The organism is Paenibacillus sp. FSL L8-0470, from assembly GCF_038008625.1.
Classification (GTDB): domain Bacteria; phylum Bacillota; class Bacilli; order Paenibacillales; family Paenibacillaceae; genus Paenibacillus_AQ.
Window position 1 is genome coordinate 7,305,001 of the sequence record NZ_JBBOZM010000001.1, and the last position, 17,358, is coordinate 7,322,358.

Sequence of the window (17,358 nt, forward strand, 5' to 3'; positions counted from 1 at the left end):
TAGCGTGAAGCATATAAATTCTTGTATTTTTAAAAAAGGCCCTTTCCCCTCTTGGGTGGAAAGAGCCTTTTCGTATACATCTCTATTCTCCTGCTCCCGTGCTCACGAACCCGCTTGGCCGGTCCAGCTCATACAGCTTGCGGTAGCGCGGTTCCTTGTCCATCAGCTCGGCATGGGTGCCGCGCATTTCCACGAACCCGTTCTCCATAAAGATCACTTCGTCCATCTGCTCTGCACCGACAAGATGGTGGGTGACCCAGATCAGCGTCTTGCCCTCCATGGCCTCGAACATAGTAGCCAGCAGATCCCGCTCTGTACGCGGGTCAAGCCCGACGGTTGGCTCATCGAGCACAACTACCGGTGTATTCTGCAGCAGAATCCGCGCCAGGGCTATCCGCTGGCGTTCCCCGCCGGAGAAGCGCTGGCCCGCCTCGCGCACCGCTGTGTTATAGCCTTCCGGCAGCGATGAGATCAATGTATCCAGATTGGCCAGTTTGGCTGCCTGCTTAATGTCCTCATCAGACGCCCCGGGGTCACCAAGCCGGATGTTATTGGCTACGGTAGTGTCAAACAAGTGTGGGCTCTGATTCAGCACGGCAATAAGCTGCGGAATTCTCTCCCCATAAGCGGAAGCTTCAATGCCCTTAATCGTGGCCGAACCGACGGAAGGCGTAATGACGCCTTGAATCACCTTCAGCAGTGTCGATTTCCCTGCCCCGCTGCGCCCGATAACGGCAATCTTCCGGCCTTGAGGAATATTGAGCGTCAGATTGCGGATTGACCAGTCATCCCCTGCAGCATAACGGTAACCGGCATTCTCCAGCCGGATAGGCGCCTGCCCAGTTTCCTTGATCGCCTTGACCGCAGCATCCACATGGCGGGCAGTGTCAGCCTTACCCGAATCCGGCGCTGCCCCCGCCACACTTCCTTCCGCGGCTTCCACACCGGCCAGGCGCTCCAGCGAATTGCGGTATTGCGGGATCTTCTCGACCGCTTCCGAGACCGGCAGGAAAGCATCTGCTACCGGAAAGACCACCAGTACGAACGCTGCAATCAGCGTTCCGGCAATGGCCCCGTCCGCGAATTGACCGGCGGCCCAGTACAGCATCGACAGCACGCCGATGCCAACAACCGCCTGCCCGATGAACATGCGCAGGCGCGCCCAGCGACGCAGCGCTCCGTCGGTGTGGGCGACAGCCCGCTCATCGGCCTCGTAGGTTTCAACGAATTGGCCCTGCCGTCCGCTGATCACCCAGTCGCCCATCCCCAGCACAGCATCGGTCAGCTTCTGGTAGAGGCGGTTGCGCTCCTGCTTCACCTGCCGCTGGCGTTTTTGTGTCAGCAGCAGGGAAATCAGCGGCAGCACAACTACCAGCACCAGCATATAGAGTCCCATCAGCAGAGCGAAAGCCAGATCAAACGTACCGATGGAAATCACCGCCGCCGCATAGATCAGGAGAGCAATAATGCTCGGGAATACAGTGCGCAGATACACATTCTGCAAATATTCAATATCGTCGGCCAGCATTCCGAGAATATCCCCGGTACGGAACCGCGAAGATAGAAACAGCGCCTGCGGCTCCAGGATATTGTACAGCCGGATCCGCATCTTCGAGAGAATCCGCAGGATCGTATCATGCGAGACCAGGCGTTCCGCATAGTGGATGACCGCCCGGCTCGTCCCGAACGTGCGCACGCCGACAATTGGCACATAGATCATCAGTATATTTTCTGGCGGTATGGACGCCTTTGAGATCAGAAATCCCGAGGTGTACATCAGGGACGATGCTGAGAAAATCGTCAACGCACCCAGCACGATAATCAGCAGAAACCGCCAGAAATAAGGGGAGACATAGGGAGCAAACCATCCTTCACGTTTCAATGGATTCCCTCCAATTGACTTTGAATAAGCTCATAATAAGCACCTCGCCGGGCAACTAGCTCCGGATGGGTACCAACCTCGGCCACCTGTCCCTGCTGCATCACGACAATCAGATCCATATCGATCATCCAGTGCAGGCGGTGGGTGGCGAGAAACACAAGTTTCCCTGCAAATAGCGGCAGCATTGTTTGCTTCAGCTCGTATTCCGTCTCTATGTCGAGATGGGCGGTCGGCTCGTCGAGCAGCATGACCGGGCGGCTGCTCAGCAGTGCGCGGGCCAGCGCGACGCGCTGTTCCTGACCGCCGCTGAGCGAACGGCCGCCGCCGCCGATCATTTCATCCAGTCCGCTTGGCAGCGACTCCACCAGCTTGGATAATCCAGCGGCGGCAATCACCGAAGCCACAGCTTCCTTCGAAGCTTCCGGGTAATAGAAACGCACATTATCCGCCAGCGTACCGCTGAAAATATACGGCCGCTGCGGAATATATGAGGTCTGCTTGCGCCACTCCTCATCGGTAAGCGCACTGACAAGGTTCCCGTTAATGCTTATGCTCCCTGAGGTAGGATGCAGAAAGCCGCCCAGGATATCGACCAGTGTGGATTTACCCGCGCCGCTCTCTCCGATAATTCCAATCTTCGCAGAACCCTTGAACTCCAGGTTAACGCCCTCCAGTGAGGCGATCCCGTCTGCTTCATATTTAATGCCAACCTGCTCCAGCTTCAGCACACTATCCTGCCGCCAAGAAAATACAGCGGCAGGAGACGGCGCGGCTGTAATAGCTTCCATTCCCTCAGGCTTCAATACCTCCGCTGTTACCGTATCCCGGTCGATAATGTCCTTCATTGCTTCACCGGCTTCCTTGCCATCCAGCGTAGCATGGAAATCCGCACCGACCAGCCGGACTGGCAGGAAATATTCCGGCGCCAGGATTAGAATGGTTAACCCGGTAACCAGGGTCATCTGCTCATTGACCAGCCGCAGGCCAAGGCTTACAGCTACTGAGGCCACAGATAACATCGTGAAGAAGTCCATCGCGAAGGAAGACAAAAATGCTACACGCAGCGTACGCATTGTAGCCGAACGGTAGCGGTCACTGACCTCGGCAATACTGTCACTATGACTGCGGCTGCGCCCGAGAAACTTCAGTGTCTCCAGCCCGCGCAGCGAATCAACAAAATGATTGGACAGCGTCCGGTAGGACTTCAGCTGGCGGTCCATTTGCTTGCGGGCGGTCATTCCGATCAGAATCATAAAGACGATAATAATCGGCATCGTCAGGGTAAGAATAACACCGCTCGACGTATCCAGAGTATAGATGTATACCAGAAGCAAGGCAGGTGTTACTGCCATCCCTACCATCCGCGGAATAATAAGCTCTATATAGGTGCGGAACTTCGTTACTCCTTCAAGCACAAGCGTAACCAGATTTCCCGTTCCCCGGTCGCCCGCCAGCCTCGGTCCCAGCTGGAACAGCTTGTCCATCATTTGTCTCCGCATACTGCTGCCGGTGTTCTCCGCGAAGCGGTAAGAGACACGGCTCATCAGCATGGCGCAGGCATGGCGTGCAAGAAACGCAAGAAGGAACAAGAGCATTGTCGCCCCTTGTTCCTTCAGCGGTTCTCCCGCAAATAGCGCAGAGACTACTTCTGCCAGTGACTTGGCCAGCAGAAGAATGGACAGGCTTTGCACCAGGGTAAGGAAGCCTACGATCAGAAAGACCGGCTTAACTCCTTTGTACCCAAGCAAATTTTTATCCATTAGTATTCAAGATGCTCCTTCTCGTGAACCCGTTTATGGAAGATGAAATAACTCCAGATCTGATAACCGAGCACGAACGGCAGCAGCGTCAGCGCTACAATCGACATCACCTTCAGTGAATAATGGCCCGAAGCCGCATTGGTGATCGTCAGGTTAAACGCCTCATCAATAGAGCTGATCATAACCCGTGGGAACAGGCCCACAAATATCGACATCACCGACAAAGCCATAACCGCTCCGGTCATCCCGAACGCCCAGCTGTCTTTCTTCTTGGTCATGAAATAGCCGGACAGAACGAAGGCGGCAATGCCTAGAATCACTAATACCAGCAGCATTGCACCACGTTGTTCAAATACATCTGTCATATAGTAAGTCATAATTACAAAAGCAACCAGCAGCGCAGCCAGCGGGAACAATAGCTTCTGCGCCAGCTTGCGCGCACGAACCTGCAGATCACCAACCGTACGGAGCGTAGTGAACATCAGGCCATGCACCAGGCAAAGCAGCACTACAGTAATCCCTGCGACTACGGTATACACATTCACGATGTCGAAGAATCCGGCATACATCTGCATGTCACCGTCAATCGGAAGTCCTTTAATGAAGCTCGCGAACACTACTGCCAGCAGGAACGGCGGAAGGAAGCTGCCGAAGAAGATGCAGGCGTCCCAGGTTCTTTTCCAGGCCAGTGAATCACGCTTGCCTCTGAATTCAAAGGCGACACCGCGGGCAATCAGCGCCAGCAGGGCAAAGACGAACGGAATATAGAATCCGCTGAACAGCGTTGCGTACCAGTTGGGGAAAGCAGCGAACATCGCGCCAGCGCCCGTCAGCAGCCATACCTCATTCGCATCCCAGAACGGCCCGATCGAGTTGATCAGCACCCGGCGTTCCGTATCATTCTTGGCCAGGAACTGTGTTTCCATTCCTACGCCAAAGTCGAAGCCTTCCAGGAAGAAAAATCCGATAAATAATACCGCAATCAGCACAAACCACAATTCATTAAGAGAAAGCATGCGATCCCTCCTTATTATATGGATCATGCGACTGACCGTGATCGTGATCGTTATCCATGGCATAAGGGCCTTTTTTAATAACTTTGATGAACAATCCGATCAGCACCGCTCCCAGAATAGCGTAGATCGCCGTAAAGGAGATCACCGAGAACAGCACCTGTCCAGCCGATATATTAGGAGACACACTGTCTTCTGTCGTCATTAATCCGAATACCGTCCAAGGCTGACGTCCGATCTCTGTCATGATCCAGCCTGCAGTATTAGCAATTGGCGGAAGCAGCAGCCCCCAGAACATGAACCGCATAAACCAGGTGTTCGGACGTTCCATCTTTTTGCGCCACATCAGATACATCGCATACATGCCGAGCACAATCATCAGCGTGCCTGCAACCACCATGATCCGGAAGCTCCAGAACGTCGTACGCACAGGCGGGATATAATCCCCCGGGCCGTATTTTTGTTCGTATTCAGCCTGCAGCGTATTCATCCCTTTAACTTCACCGGAGAACTTACTGTAGGACAGGAAACTCAGCATATAAGGAATCTTGATTTCCCCAGAGTTTGATTTATTGTCAGGATCGATAAAAGCACTGGCTGTCCAAGCCGCAGGGTCACCACTGTCCTCCCAAAGGGCTTCCGTAGCTGCCATCTTCATCGGCTGCGTCTCTACCAGATACTGCGCTTGGGCATGACCTGCAACGGCTACACCCATAGAGGAGACAATGCCGACAATCGCCGCAATTTCGAACGATTTTCTAAAGAAAGGCACATCCTGCTTCTTGAGCATTTTATAGGCACTGATGCCCGTAACCAGAAATGCCCCTGTAGCGTAAGCCGCGAGCACCGTATGCGGGAATTCCACCAGCAATTGTCCGTTTGTCATCAAAGCCAGGAAATCATTCATTTCGGCCCGGCCATTATTCATCGCAAAACCAACAGGGTGCTGCATAAAGGAATTGGCTGCGAGAATCCAGAATGCCGATAACATCGTTCCCAGCGCTACCATCCAGATGGACAGTAAATGAATCTTCTTGGAGACTTTGTCCCAGCCGAAAATCCATAGGCCGATAAATGTAGACTCCAGGAAAAACGCCAGCAGCGCTTCAATGGCAAGTGGAGCCCCAAATACATCCCCGACAAAGCGGGAATAATCGGACCAGTTCATTCCGAACTGGAATTCCTGCAATATCCCTGTTACTACCCCTACTGCGAAGTTAATGAGAAATAGCTTTCCCCAAAACTGCGCCATTCTTTTGTACTCATCGTTGCCTTTTCGGACATACATCGTCTCCATGATCGCAATCAAGAGTGCAAGTCCAATAGATACCGGTACAAAGAAGTAATGAAAGATCGTCGTCGACGCAAATTGTATACGCGACAGCATAACTGTATCCATGTTCCTTCCCCTTTCTTCTCCCCATTCGTTATGTCTATTCTGTCAAAAATTTAAGGCTTAAAGTGTGATAATTATCACATTATACACCCGGATTCAGCCTAAAAAACAATAAATTTGTGACAAATATCACAATATTACGTTCAGAAAGCAAAAAAAATAAGACGGTTTTACCGTCTTGGATTTGTTCGTCGTTCTATAGAAAGCTTGACTCATAAAGGCATTGGTTAGGTAATCGAAATACCCTTCTTCAGCGATTTGAGATCGCCATTAGAATTAAGCAATTGCGGCAGCATCTTCATGCTGCGAACCATTGGGGCATGACAGAGACGGCAAGAAGGCGCATGTTCAAATGCGAAATTATCCCTCATCCATCCGTTGCATCCATCATTGGTACAGGCCCAAATTGCGGTATTTTCTTCCGGTACTTCCTCTAAAGGCTTCTTCCGGTAGTTCATTGCCGTTCCTCCCTTCCTTTATGTTACAAGTTGAGAAACAAGTAAAAAAGCATCCAATTATACTCTTTCTAAGATGCTTACAATCCTTCATTTGCAGTTGCTCTACTTCAAGATCATGTTGTGGTTTCATGATGATATAGCAGTTGATCTTATAAAAAAAGACCGTCCCAACTTGCAAAAGCGGGGACGGTGCTTCTATTATTACAGTTTTACAACGTTTTCGGCTTGTGGTCCGCGGTTGCCTTGAACAACGTTGAATTCAACGCGTTGGCCTTCGTCCAAAGTTTTGAAGCCGTCGCCAGTGATTGCGCTGAAGTGAACGAATACGTCGCTTCCGCCTTCAACTTCGATGAAACCGAATCCTTTTTCTGCGTTGAACCATTTAACTGTACCTGTTTGCATGTGTGTTACCTCCACAAATTTAAATTAATATGTTCTTTTTATCTTCAAACAAAGAAAAAATTCACACATTGAAAAAGGTTGTATTACCATTGACAGCCCTTTTCAATACGAGAATTAGGTATCAAATGTATGATTAATCTCATGTTACCACACCGGAGTTACAAAGGCAAGCCAACATCCGAATATATCCGTATTTCCCCTTATAAGGTGTTGTTCCCAATGTAAGGGCTACCAGTCTTTATAAAAAGGGGGATTTGCATCCATATTAAGTAATATACCCAGATGATTTGACTTCGAAACGGATGCCGTCCTTAATTTTATAATAAGGACGGCTGGGCCGTCTCGCTGATCTTGACTGCCACATTATTATATACGGCTGATGCCGCTTTTATTCCTTTTGTTTTTCAAGAAGTTTCACCGTCACCTGTTTTACCTCTCCGTTACGGTAATAAGTAATCTTCAGATCATCTCCGATTTTGGTGTGATCATACAGATACTTGCGCAGCGAAAGGGTCGATGTGATCGGTTCATTGTCAAACTTGGTAATCACATCATTGAACTGCAGTCCTGCATCCTTGGCCGGCCCTACTACATCCAGCACAACTACTCCGTCTTTAACGGTGGTTGGCAGATTAAGCTCCTTGCGCTGGTCTTCCGCGAGCGGCACATAAGGGTTATTCAAATCCACGGAATACACTCCCAGATAAGAGCGGGAAATCTTCCCGTTTGCCTCAAGCTCACCCGCCGTTTCCATAACATGATTGGCCGGGATGGCAAAACCAAGTCCCTCCACGCCTGTATCGGAAATCTTCATTGTATTAATACCAATCACCTTGCCGTCCAGATCGACCAGCGCGCCTCCGCTGTTGCCCTCGTTAATTGCAGCATCTGTCTGAATGACTTCCTGCTCCCAGTCATAGACACCGTCCTGGTTCAATGATACGGGAATGGTCCGTTCTGTGTAGCTGACAATCCCCGAGGTCAGGCTATCGCCGAGTCCCAGCGGATTGCCGATAGCAATGACCGTCTCCCCAAACCGCAGCTTGGAGGAATCACCAATCTGGGCGACTGTGGTAATGCCTTTGGCATCAATGGAGAGCACTGCGATATCACTTACTTTATCCGTACCCACAAGTGTTGCCTTGCGTGTCTCACCATCCACCGTAACCACTTCCAGCTTGCCGAAGCCCTCAATCACATGATTATTGGTAATAATAAAGGCCTTGTTATCGTCCTTCTTATAGATCACTCCCGAGCCAAGTGCCGACTCATCGAGAATGTTAAGTTCCTTATTATCTTCTTTATGATTAATTATGCTCACAACGGCCGGCCGGACAAGAGCCGCAGCCTGAACAATCCGTTCATACGGGTCACCGCTGCTTGCAGTCACCTTCTCAATCACTTTCGGCTGCTCCGCCTTCTCCTGTGTCAACTGGCCTGTAGCCAGACTGAACAGAAGCACTGCAACCACCGCACTGATCACTGAGCTAATGACAGACACCTGCCAAGTTGCCAGGCTCCGCCGTGATTTGCGGGCAGACCAATTCCGGCTCGTTAAGACCTTAGAGGGTTCCTGCCCTCTGCCTTCGCGCCGAGGTACCTTGGTTGAATAAAAATCATCATCAAACAGTCCCACCGTTACATCCTCTCCCCTCTATTGCCACTGCATCCATAACCTGAACGCCAAGCAACCACGCCCGAGCTTTCCGCTTTATCTCTTAGACTCCTGAAAGCTCTAAAAGGTTTCACTTCATTCATTCACCACAAATGTGTGTGTTATAAGCGCAAGGGGTCTCCTATTCTTGCAACATATTAAAAAAGGATAAGCTTCAATCCGGAATATTTTCCAACTTAAAAGACTACAATAATAGAAGTACTATTTAAACTCAGGCTAAATTCTGCTCTTTATGATTGTATCACAGGCAGGGCTAGCACCCACGTTTTTTCTGACGCAAAAACCCTACAAATTTTTTACAGATCAGCTTTCGTTTAGCTCAAAAGGAGGAATAAATATGGAATCTTTTTCAACAAGTATGGATCTGGTGCAATTTATCGGCAAACTGGGTGACCTTAAGGATGAACACTATCATCTGATCCTGGTTCAAAGCGCTATGATCGAGCTGTTGATTGATAAAGGGCTTTTCTCACGCCAAGAGTTGGAACGTAAAATTACGGAGGTAGACCAGCTTATGACTGGCTCACCTTATCCCACGGCGTAGGCTGGTCATAATAGGTATCACACAATCTGAACTCACTGTCTCTGAAAAAGCAGCCCCGGTCTTCCATTGCCCCGCGCACCGACATTTTGGCTAAATCCATCATATTGTGATCCCGGCTTAAGTGAGCCAGATAGGTCCGTTTGGTCCGTCCGGTAAGAATCTCGCTTAGTGCCGCTCCCGCCGCCTCATTAGAGAGATGGCCTAAATCGCCAAGAATCCGCCGTTTCGTATTCCACGGATAACGCCCCATTCTCAGCATCTCTATATCGTGGTTGGCCTCCAGTACCAGCACATCCGAATCGGCAATCGCCGTCCGCACTTTATCACTAACATACCCAAGATCCGTAGCAACACAAAGCTTCTCCTTGCCGTCATAAAAATTGTACCCTACCGGTTCAGCCGCATCATGGGAGATTGCAAATGACTCTACCCGCAGACTGCCGAAATCCCTGTGCTGTCCGGTCTCCATAATAATCCGGTTATGCTCGGCAATAGTGCCTATGCCCTTCTCAATCGCCCCCCAGGTATTGGAGTTGGCGTAGATCGGAAGATCGTATTTGCGGGCCATCGCTCCAAGTCCCTTGATATGGTCCGAGTGCTCATGCGTAACCAGTATTCCGTCTATCTCCTTGCCTGTCATCTCACGCATCGCGAGCAGCTCGTCGATTCGTTTGGCGCTGAGGCCCGCGTCGATCATAAGCGCCGTTTCCCCGTTTCGCACCACTGTTACGTTGCCGGTAGAACCGCTGGACAGTACCGTAAATGAAATCCCCATATCTCTCTCCGCTCCTTCTACTCTGTTGTCTTCGGACTGATGATGTCCGCACTGATGGCATCGACGTAATAGGCGTTGCCGTTCTCCAGCATAAAGCGCCACATTGGCGAAGCCACCTGGCTTTCAGAGTTGAACAATTCCCCATAATAGCCAAGCTCAATCTCTTTAACTACCGAATCCGCCGGAAAATATTTCTCAATCAGGCTGCTGAGTGCCTGTGAGGCCGGAAGCACCTTCTGGATATCTTCGTCACTGTTTGTAGCTCCGATTTCAATCTTCGGCCAACGGTAAGCCACAATTTTTTGATCGCTGTTTATCAACTCAAGCCGCACTCTGAATAAAGACCACTTATGGTCGACCAGTGGATGAAGTATAAATTTGCCGACCTCGCTCTCCTGCGAATCAAAGCGATAATTGGCGATGTCTGTGATCTGGTCTGCCAGTGAAGTGCTCAGTTCGGCAAATGATGAATAAATCAGCTTGCTGTCTATCGGCACCTTCAGTTCAACCGGCTCCTCATTCTGCTCTTCCCCGGAGTAGCGGTAAGTGATATCGGGCAGCTGCGGAGTGGCAGCCGGAATGGGACACAACACACGAATCCCCTTCTGTTCCATCACCGCCTGCGTTTCTGCGGACAGGGAAGTGAAATCCAGATTGGCACTGGCCTGATCGCGCAAGTCCATCCAGAGCTGATAACAAAGCAGCAGATTCAATACCAGAAAGGCGTAAATCAGCACATTTTTGGCTCTTCCCCAGTCCATACCGCTCCTCCTTAAAGTTTGTGAGCATTTACTTCATTGAATTTGCTTCGAACAAACTAGCTTCGGAAGCATCCGCTTCGTTTGTGAGCATTCACTTCGTGATTCTGCTTCGTCGTGTGCCTTCCCGCGCATCTATTACTCTAGTTCAGTGTAAGGAAAGTGCCGTCACGGAGCGTTACCTGCCATACCGGCAGGAGCTTCAGCTTCTCCCCGTTTACTGAAGCAACATAGGCCGGGGTCAAATCCCTCACAGGCGAAGCTTCGCTGAATTGGGCCAGCTTAGCCCGCAGCTCATCGCCACCGGGAAGCTCCACAACCTGTTTAACGGCTTTTCCCTCTTCTGTATACATCAGCGATCGCTCATAGGAGGATACTGTGCCCTGCTGCAGCTCCAGGTTAATAACACCATACTGCAGCTTTGGCTTGCTCATAATCGGATAAGAACCGTAGTACTGCTGGAAGGAAACGGTCAGCTCCTGGTTGCCCTCCTCCGTTGATGCCAGACGGTATGTACCGTTCCATCCACCATGCTTGTTGACAAAATCCACCGCTTCCAGGGCATCCTTCGCAGGTGTACTCTCACCCGCAGGAAGCGCAGCCGGATCGCTATAGCTCATCCAGTTCTGTTCCTGATCAACCTGCAGGCTGCGTTTGCTGTCTGTATAAATCTTTGAGCCATCCTTCTCTGGAATATATCTGGTGCTACCGGCATCAAAGAATAGATTGTTCTGCATTTGTTCAATGGTGTACATGCCGGAGGGCATTTCCACCTCAACCAGCGATATTTTTTCTTCCGGCACATAATAATCGCCATTTACTGCGGTGTATGGCGTCCAATTCGTACCGAAATCTACATGCTGCTGCACGTCCTGAACGGTCAAATCGGCCTTAGCCGCTTCATATACGATATCGCCTCTAGTACTGAAAAAGACGGCATGTGCCTTGGAATCATTTTTAATATTGTAAATCCATATCCGGTCAATGCTCTCTCCCTGGAACAGCGAATCGGGAGCGAGCTGCATTACCCGCTGCAGCAAGGTTACCGGAATGCCGGCACCAAAGGACAGCTCAATGCCCGAATTCTCACGGCGGATCTTGTCCCAATCGAAATCCTGCACCGAGCGCCGCTGAAAGCTCTCAAACCCGCGTCCTTTCAGCCGGTTCATGATCAGGTCATAGAAGGTGGAGCCGGGATAAAACAGCGTATGCTTGTCCTCCCCCATATGAATGATCATTTTATCAGGGTAGAGCAGATTCTCAACTTTTTCTTTGGGCCCCATATTATCTGTCTTCACATACAAGTTCTCTGACATCACCGCTGAGTCGCTCCCCGGCAGCCGGTAGATCAGATAATAGCTCTCTACAAGACTTCCGCAAACGAGCAGGGCAAGTATCCATGACTTGATTGTTTCCTTCACAATAAACTCCCCCTTTGCTCTTTCAGAGGCAGTGTGAAGGTTACCAGCGAGCCTTCATTAAGCTCTGACTGCAGGGAAATTGACCCTCCATGCGCCTTGACAATTTCCCGGGCAATGGACAGCCCGAGTCCGGTGCCGCCCATATTGCGCGAGCGGGCTTTATCAACCCGGTAAAAACGTTCAAAAATCCGTTCGATATCCTTCTTGGGAATCCCAATCCCGGAATCACGTACAGAAACGGCCAGCATTCCATCTTCGGTTTTCAGTGCCTCCAATTGAATGGTTCCGCCTTCTGGCGTATATTTCAGCGCATTGGAGACCAAATTGCCCAGCACCTGATCAATTTGATCGCGGTCCAGCCAGGCCGTGGCGACTTCCTTGCGCACTCTTGTACTGATATGAATTCGTTTCTGGCGAATCTGGAAGGAGAAGCGGTCAGCCACATCCTCCAGCATCTCGGAGATATCCGTTTGCTGAATGCGCAGGCTCGATTCCCTCGAATCCAGCCGCGAGAGATGCAGCAGATCCGTAACAAGCCGGATCATCCGTTCTGTCTCATTGCGGATGACTCCGACAAACCGCGCAGCAAGCTGCGGATCATCAAGCGCACCATCATCAAGCGCTTCAACATAGCTCTTGATCGTCGTCAGTGGAGTCCGCAGCTCATGCGAGACATTCGCCACGAACTCCCGCCGCGATTCCTCCAGATTCTCCTGCTCGGTAACATCCTGCAGCACCGCAATGGTTCCGGCAATCCCTCCGCCTTCACGTCGGTGAATGGGGGTGAAGGTGACCCGGACGATATTGGGCTCGCCTCCGCCCATTGGCGAGAGATGAAGCATTGCTGATTGGGCGTTGCCTTGCGCCAGCGACCCCGACTGCTCATGATCGAGACCAAGCAGCTCATCAAGCGGTGCCCCTTCCGGAAGCGGGCCTTCCGCTCCAAGCATATCTGCTGCCCGGGTATTCATCAGAATTACGACGCCGCTTTCATCTGTAGCAACCACGCCGTCACTCATGTTGGTCAGGATGGAAGCAAGCTTCTCCTTCTCCTCTTCATTCTGCGACAGCGCTTCGCGGAGCCTTCCTGTCATGTAGTTGAACGCCTGACTGAGCTGCCCAATTTCATCATTGCCGAACACAGGCATCTTACGGTTGAACCGGCCCTCAGCAACCGCTGTGGCATGCCGGGTCATCTCCTTGATAGGATGGGTGATTGTATGGGCGAGAATGACACACAGAACGGCCGTCAGGGCGAGCGCCAGCAGCAGACCGGAGAGGAACACGCTATTAATCCGGCTCATCGTGGCGTATAAATCTTTCATATCGGCAGCAATATAAATCGCCCCTACCACTTTGTCGCCGGAGAGAACCGGTTTGGCGACCACCTTCTTGCGCACATTATCATCGGCAATGATATATTCCTCATTATCGCTGATGCCTTGCAGGGCACGGCTGACCACGGTTTGTGTGTTCCGCTGCCCGACATAATCGTTTTGCGAAGGGACAGATGTCGTAATAATTTTACCGCTGGCATCCAGTACCTGAATTTCAGCTCCGCTGATATACAGATTATTGACCATTCCGCGCAGACTCTCCACCGCAGTCTCTTCACCGGCTGTTCCGGCTTCGCTGCCCAGTTTATCTGCCGTAAGGATCGACAACATTTCTGCCCGTGCCTTTAAATCTTTGGTGAAGTTATCAGTCAGTGAATTCTTCATCGAGCTGACAAAATATACACCGATCAGCTGCATCGCGATCAGAATCAGCAGCACGTAAATAATGATAAGCTTGGCCTGAATCGTCCGGAAAAAGGACCGCCCTTTCATCACAGCCCCCCGCTTTTGGGGCTATGCATCAAATAACCGAGTCCGCGCCGGGTGAAGATATATTCCGGCTTGCTGGGATTCTCCTCAATTTTTTCTCTCAGCCGGCGGATCGTGACATCCACGGTCCGCACATCCCCGAAGTATTCGAAGCCCCATACCGCCTGCAGCAGATGCTCCCGGGTCATTACTTTGCCGGCGTGGCGAATCATATAATAGAGCAGCTCATACTCACGATGTGTTAAATCGAGCGGCTCTCCGTCTTTATAAACCATGTACATGTCGGTATCAACGAACAGGCCGAAATGATTGACGCCCTGTTTGCTCTCCGCTCTTTCACTAAGCATTTCCGACGGCGATGGCTTATGCTGGCGCCTCATTTGAGCTTTGACTCTGGCCAGCAGCTCTCGCGTGCTGAAAGGCTTGGTTACATAATCATCCGCACCCAATTCCAGACCCAGCACTTTGTCGATCTCACCGTCTTTAGCTGTCAGCATAATGATCGGGATGTCCAAATGCGCAGAGCGCACTTCACGGCAGACATCCATGCCATCCTTGCCGGGAAGCATCAGATCAAGCAGCATCAGATCGGGCCGTCTGGACAGAGCCAGCTCCACAGCACTGTTGCCGTCAAAGGCACAGATTACCTCATAGCCCTCTTTTTCGAGATTAAACTTTAATATATCAGCAATAGGCTGTTCATCGTCTACTACCAGAATCGTTCCCATCTGCATATGCTCAGCTTCACCTTTCTAAGCGTACTAATCACTCATTCTCTTATTTTAACATACCTGCACTGGCGTCACATCCTACGAAGTGGGGATAGCACTGTACTTTCATCCTGCTCATCAATATATTTTTAGCTTTAAAAGATAAAGCCGCCCGAAAACTCGGACGGCTGATTATAACCTATGGATTATTTCAGATATCTCAGCGGATTGACCGCTGTGCCGTTCTTGCGGATCTCAAAATGCAGGTGGGTACCGGTTGAACGCCCCGTGTTGCCCATAACACCAATGCTGGCTCCCTGCTCCAGCCGCTGGCCGACAGATACTGAGATGCTTCTCAGATGGCCGTAGTAGGTGACATATCCGTTTTTGTGATCCACAATGACCACATTGCCGTAGCCGCTCTGTACGCCTGCAAAAGTAACCGTCCCGGCATCTGCAGCTGTGATGGTCCGGTTACCGGATACGAGATCGACTCCTTTATGGCTTCGTCCCCAGCGCTGGCCAAAGCTGCTGGAGAGGCTCGCCCCACTGACCGGCCAGGCAAACATGCCCGTTCCTTCGCCGACTACCTTCGTGCCGCGATAGACCACCTCAGGCAAGGAAGCCTTCAGAACCGCCTGGCCCATCCATTCTTCCTTCACTACGAGACCATTTTCCTTGGTCACCCTGTACTTCATCTGTTTCAGGCCGGTCTGTCCTGCCCGGACAACCTTGCTCTTGCCTGCTGCCAGCTCATCGCTCTTGCGGACAATCACTTCCGGCTCAGTGACAAGCTGCTCCGATACCTGCTCTACGGTTACTACAGTAAGCTCTGGCTGTGGTACGGTCAATTGCAGCTCGTCTCCAATTTGCAGGGTCAGCTCTTCCACCGACGGATTGTTGCGGAAAATATCAGCCTGCGTAATCTCAAAACGTTTGGCAATCCCAGAGACGGTATCCCCTTCCTGAACCGCATAAACAAGCGGCTCCTCTTTCCCCTCGGTGAGCACCTCGACCGCTTCCTGGACGCTCAGCACCTGGGTGGGGTCCGCCTTGACAGGAACAACGGAAACGTCCTCCTGAATGGCAACCGATTCTACCTTGTCTGCATTTGCCGGTGCAGCCGCCTTCGCGGAACGCGTAGCTGCTGTCTTCTTGAGCTGGGCGCCCGTTGAAACTGCGGCAGCCGGAACGTAGTGTTCTTTCACGCCCTGCAGGACGGCATTCGCTGTCTCCTGATCCTTGACAATCCCCACAGCTTTGCCATCCACCGTCAGCTGCACTCCCACTGCATAAGCTTTAAGCATGCCATCCAGCTTGTCCAGCGTAGCGGCACTGTCTATCTCCGGTTTATACGCTTTTTCCGCCTCTGTCGTAATGCCGCTTGTTTGCAGCACCATCACTGAATCCGGATACTTGAGCTGATATTCCTGCTGCTTCTCTTCGAACAGCCGATCCAGCTCCGTTTCCTCGCTGATCTTTCCGATTTCCTCACCCTTAACCAGCACCTTATAATAGGTTACCGTGTTCGCGGTCACATATTTCTTCTCTGCCGTGATTGAAAAGGCCGCCAGAAGCACCAGACCGGCAGAAGCTGCTATCCAGGACCGCCGGAATCTCCGAGGTTTGGTTTCTTGATAAAAGACGTTAGTTTCGCTAGAGGCAGAACTGCCCTTTTGACTTTCTGCGCTGAATTCTGCGGATGTCTCTGCTTTGTCCCGCAGTTTCCCCATCCCGCGCATGAACTTAAATCCTTTCATGAAACTCTCCCTTTCAGTCCGCTTAGAAGCGGCCAACCTTGTTATTCGACCCCTTTTATATATGCTGCTGCATCTATTTACTATGTGCGTTAGTGTAACTGCATTTCGTTTCCGTCCAAAATATAAGCATAAAGTATGAGGTGAAATTCGTACTTTTCTTATATTTAAAAAGGTTACAAAAAATTAACCCCTTATAGTCCTTTTTTACTGTACCATAGACGGCAGAAAAATTTCAACTTTACCCCAAAGACAAAACCCGCGATAATCGCGGGTTTCTTCCATGATTTTGACATTTTAACATCAAGTACGTGTCCAAAAAATGACAATTTTTAGTTTGTGGTACCCTCAGTTGAATTTGGTGTAAGCATTTTCATTAAAGTGTCATATTCATCAGGATTCACATACTTGGCAATGACTTGCTGCAGTTCCCTCACTTCATTCTCCGTCAACCCATCCTCCATCGCCGTTGAGATTTTCTGCATCTCCTCCTGCGGAAGTTTGGTCATCAGGATATTGAAAATATTGGATTTCTCATCCATGGGCAGACTGTCCTTGAGCTCACCCATCGCTTCCGGTGTCATTACCAGCTGCTGGTCCAGTGCACTGTCACTTTGTTCTTCCTCTCCGGAAGCCTCTCCCATTACAGCCAAAGCATCCTCAGGCGCCTTTTCCTCCACGGACTTCTCCGTTTTTTGTTCTGGTGTATCCACCGTTTCACTTTTGCTGTCTTTCTTTGCACCGGAAGCACCTTTATCATCCTCAGCTACATTTTTGGCGTTATCTGTGGCTCCCATTCCCGTGAGGCTCTTAATAAAACCGCCAATTCCCGGTGACGGGCCCTCCAGCTCTATATCAAAACTGGCCAACACCGACTGTATATACGTATTGACGACGAATGCCGTGGTCAGAACCGAAAGTGCGCTGGCCAGTACGACAATCAGGCAGACTCCAAGTGCACGTCTTACTATCTTCATCTTC

At 50.8% G+C, this 17,358-nt stretch carries 15 protein-coding genes; 1 reads left to right on the forward strand and 14 read right to left on the reverse strand.

The window, feature by feature from the left end:
• Positions 1-82 precede the first annotated feature (82 nt).
• From cydC to NST99_RS33350, 7 genes are all read right to left on the reverse strand, one after another.
• The gene (gene cydC, locus NST99_RS33320; RefSeq protein ID WP_341097439.1) at positions 83-1,882 is read right to left on the reverse strand and encodes a thiol reductant ABC exporter subunit CydC; all 1,800 of its coding nucleotides are present in this window, start codon (positions 1,880-1,882) and stop codon (positions 83-85) included.
• Entirely contained in the window at positions 1,879-3,642 is a 1,764-nt protein-coding gene (gene cydD / locus NST99_RS33325; protein WP_341097440.1) for a thiol reductant ABC exporter subunit CydD, read from the reverse strand. The genes cydC and cydD overlap by 4 nt, the downstream gene beginning before the upstream one ends.
• Positions 3,642-4,658 (reverse strand): cytochrome d ubiquinol oxidase subunit II, encoded by a 1,017-nt coding sequence (gene cydB, locus NST99_RS33330; protein WP_341097441.1) that lies wholly within the window; start codon positions 4,656-4,658, stop codon positions 3,642-3,644. Before cydB ends, cydD begins: the two co-directional genes overlap by 1 nt.
• Positions 4,645-6,054, reverse strand: a complete 1,410-nt coding sequence (locus tag NST99_RS33335; RefSeq protein WP_341097442.1) for a cytochrome ubiquinol oxidase subunit I — start codon at positions 6,052-6,054, stop codon at positions 4,645-4,647. The genes cydB and NST99_RS33335 overlap by 14 nt, the downstream gene beginning before the upstream one ends.
• Before the next feature lie 224 nt (positions 6,055-6,278).
• On the reverse strand, positions 6,279-6,509 hold the full coding sequence (locus NST99_RS33340) for a cold-shock protein (RefSeq protein ID WP_038598212.1): 231 nt from the start codon (positions 6,507-6,509) through the stop codon (positions 6,279-6,281).
• A gap of 201 nt (positions 6,510-6,710) precedes the next feature.
• Positions 6,711-6,911, reverse strand: coding sequence for a cold-shock protein (locus tag NST99_RS33345; RefSeq protein ID WP_019914582.1), 201 nt, complete (start codon positions 6,909-6,911; stop codon positions 6,711-6,713).
• Between the two features lie 388 nt (positions 6,912-7,299).
• The gene (locus NST99_RS33350) at positions 7,300-8,547 is read right to left on the reverse strand and encodes a S1C family serine protease (protein ID WP_341097443.1); all 1,248 of its coding nucleotides are present in this window, start codon (positions 8,545-8,547) and stop codon (positions 7,300-7,302) included.
• Between the two features lie 376 nt (positions 8,548-8,923).
• Here NST99_RS33350 and NST99_RS33355 point away from each other — a divergent pair, with 376 nt between their 5' ends.
• Positions 8,924-9,130, forward strand: a complete 207-nt coding sequence (locus NST99_RS33355) for a hypothetical protein (protein WP_038598216.1) — start codon at positions 8,924-8,926, stop codon at positions 9,128-9,130.
• Here the strand turns inward: NST99_RS33355 and NST99_RS33360 are convergent.
• The 7 genes from NST99_RS33360 to NST99_RS33390 all read right to left on the reverse strand — a co-directional run bounded on the left by NST99_RS33360 (position 9,099) and on the right by NST99_RS33390 (position 17,354).
• Positions 9,099-9,905: an MBL fold metallo-hydrolase gene (locus NST99_RS33360; RefSeq protein ID WP_038598218.1), complete on the reverse strand. Its 807-nt coding sequence runs from the start codon at positions 9,903-9,905 to the stop codon at positions 9,099-9,101. The two genes, NST99_RS33355 and NST99_RS33360, sit on opposite strands and share 32 nt — an antisense overlap.
• Positions 9,906-9,922: 17 nt before the next feature.
• On the reverse strand, positions 9,923-10,666 hold the full coding sequence (yycI, locus tag NST99_RS33365) for a two-component system regulatory protein YycI (protein ID WP_341097447.1): 744 nt from the start codon (positions 10,664-10,666) through the stop codon (positions 9,923-9,925).
• 140 nt (positions 10,667-10,806) lie between these two features.
• On the reverse strand, positions 10,807-12,084 hold the full coding sequence (locus NST99_RS33370) for a YycH family regulatory protein (protein ID WP_341097448.1): 1,278 nt from the start codon (positions 12,082-12,084) through the stop codon (positions 10,807-10,809).
• Positions 12,081-13,913, reverse strand: a complete 1,833-nt coding sequence (gene walK, locus NST99_RS33375; protein ID WP_341097451.1) for a cell wall metabolism sensor histidine kinase WalK — start codon at positions 13,911-13,913, stop codon at positions 12,081-12,083. Before walK ends, NST99_RS33370 begins: the two co-directional genes overlap by 4 nt.
• Positions 13,913-14,644 carry a response regulator YycF gene (gene yycF, locus NST99_RS33380; protein ID WP_038598226.1) on the reverse strand — a complete coding sequence of 244 codons (732 nt, stop codon included), beginning with the start codon at positions 14,642-14,644 and terminating at the stop codon, positions 13,913-13,915. Before yycF ends, walK begins: the two co-directional genes overlap by 1 nt.
• 182 nt (positions 14,645-14,826) lie before the next feature.
• Complete coding sequence (locus tag NST99_RS33385) at positions 14,827-16,380, reverse strand: M23 family metallopeptidase (RefSeq protein ID WP_341097453.1); 1,554 nt, start codon at positions 16,378-16,380, stop codon at positions 14,827-14,829.
• Between the two features lie 329 nt (positions 16,381-16,709).
• A complete protein-coding gene (locus NST99_RS33390) occupies positions 16,710-17,354 on the reverse strand; it encodes a hypothetical protein (protein ID WP_341097454.1) in 645 nt (214 codons plus the stop codon).
• Positions 17,355-17,358: the final 4 nt, after the last annotated feature.

Bases quoted from the DNA above. Each gene is read 5' to 3' on its own strand.
- cydD (WP_341097440.1), bottom strand. From the start codon at position 3,642: ATGGATAAAAATTTGCTTGGGTACAAAGGAGTTAAGCCGGTCTTTCTG.
- cydB (WP_341097441.1), bottom strand. From the start codon at position 4,658: ATGCTTTCTCTTAATGAATTGTGGTTTGTGCTGATTGCGGTATTATTT.
- NST99_RS33335 (WP_341097442.1), bottom strand. From the start codon at position 6,054: ATGGATACAGTTATGCTGTCGCGTATACAATTTGCGTCGACGACGATC.
- NST99_RS33340 (WP_038598212.1), bottom strand. From the start codon at position 6,509: ATGAACTACCGGAAGAAGCCTTTAGAGGAAGTACCGGAAGAAAATACC.
- NST99_RS33345 (WP_019914582.1), bottom strand. From the start codon at position 6,911: ATGCAAACAGGTACAGTTAAATGGTTCAACGCAGAAAAAGGATTCGGT.
- NST99_RS33355 (WP_038598216.1), top strand. From the start codon at position 8,924: ATGGAATCTTTTTCAACAAGTATGGATCTGGTGCAATTTATCGGCAAA.
- NST99_RS33360 (WP_038598218.1), bottom strand. From the start codon at position 9,905: ATGGGGATTTCATTTACGGTACTGTCCAGCGGTTCTACCGGCAACGTA.
- yycI (WP_341097447.1), bottom strand. From the start codon at position 10,666: ATGGACTGGGGAAGAGCCAAAAATGTGCTGATTTACGCCTTTCTGGTA.
- walK (WP_341097451.1), bottom strand. From the start codon at position 13,913: ATGAAAGGGCGGTCCTTTTTCCGGACGATTCAGGCCAAGCTTATCATT.
- yycF (WP_038598226.1), bottom strand. From the start codon at position 14,644: ATGCAGATGGGAACGATTCTGGTAGTAGACGATGAACAGCCTATTGCT.
- NST99_RS33385 (WP_341097453.1), bottom strand. From the start codon at position 16,380: ATGAAAGGATTTAAGTTCATGCGCGGGATGGGGAAACTGCGGGACAAA.
- NST99_RS33390 (WP_341097454.1), bottom strand. From the start codon at position 17,354: ATGAAGATAGTAAGACGTGCACTTGGAGTCTGCCTGATTGTCGTACTG.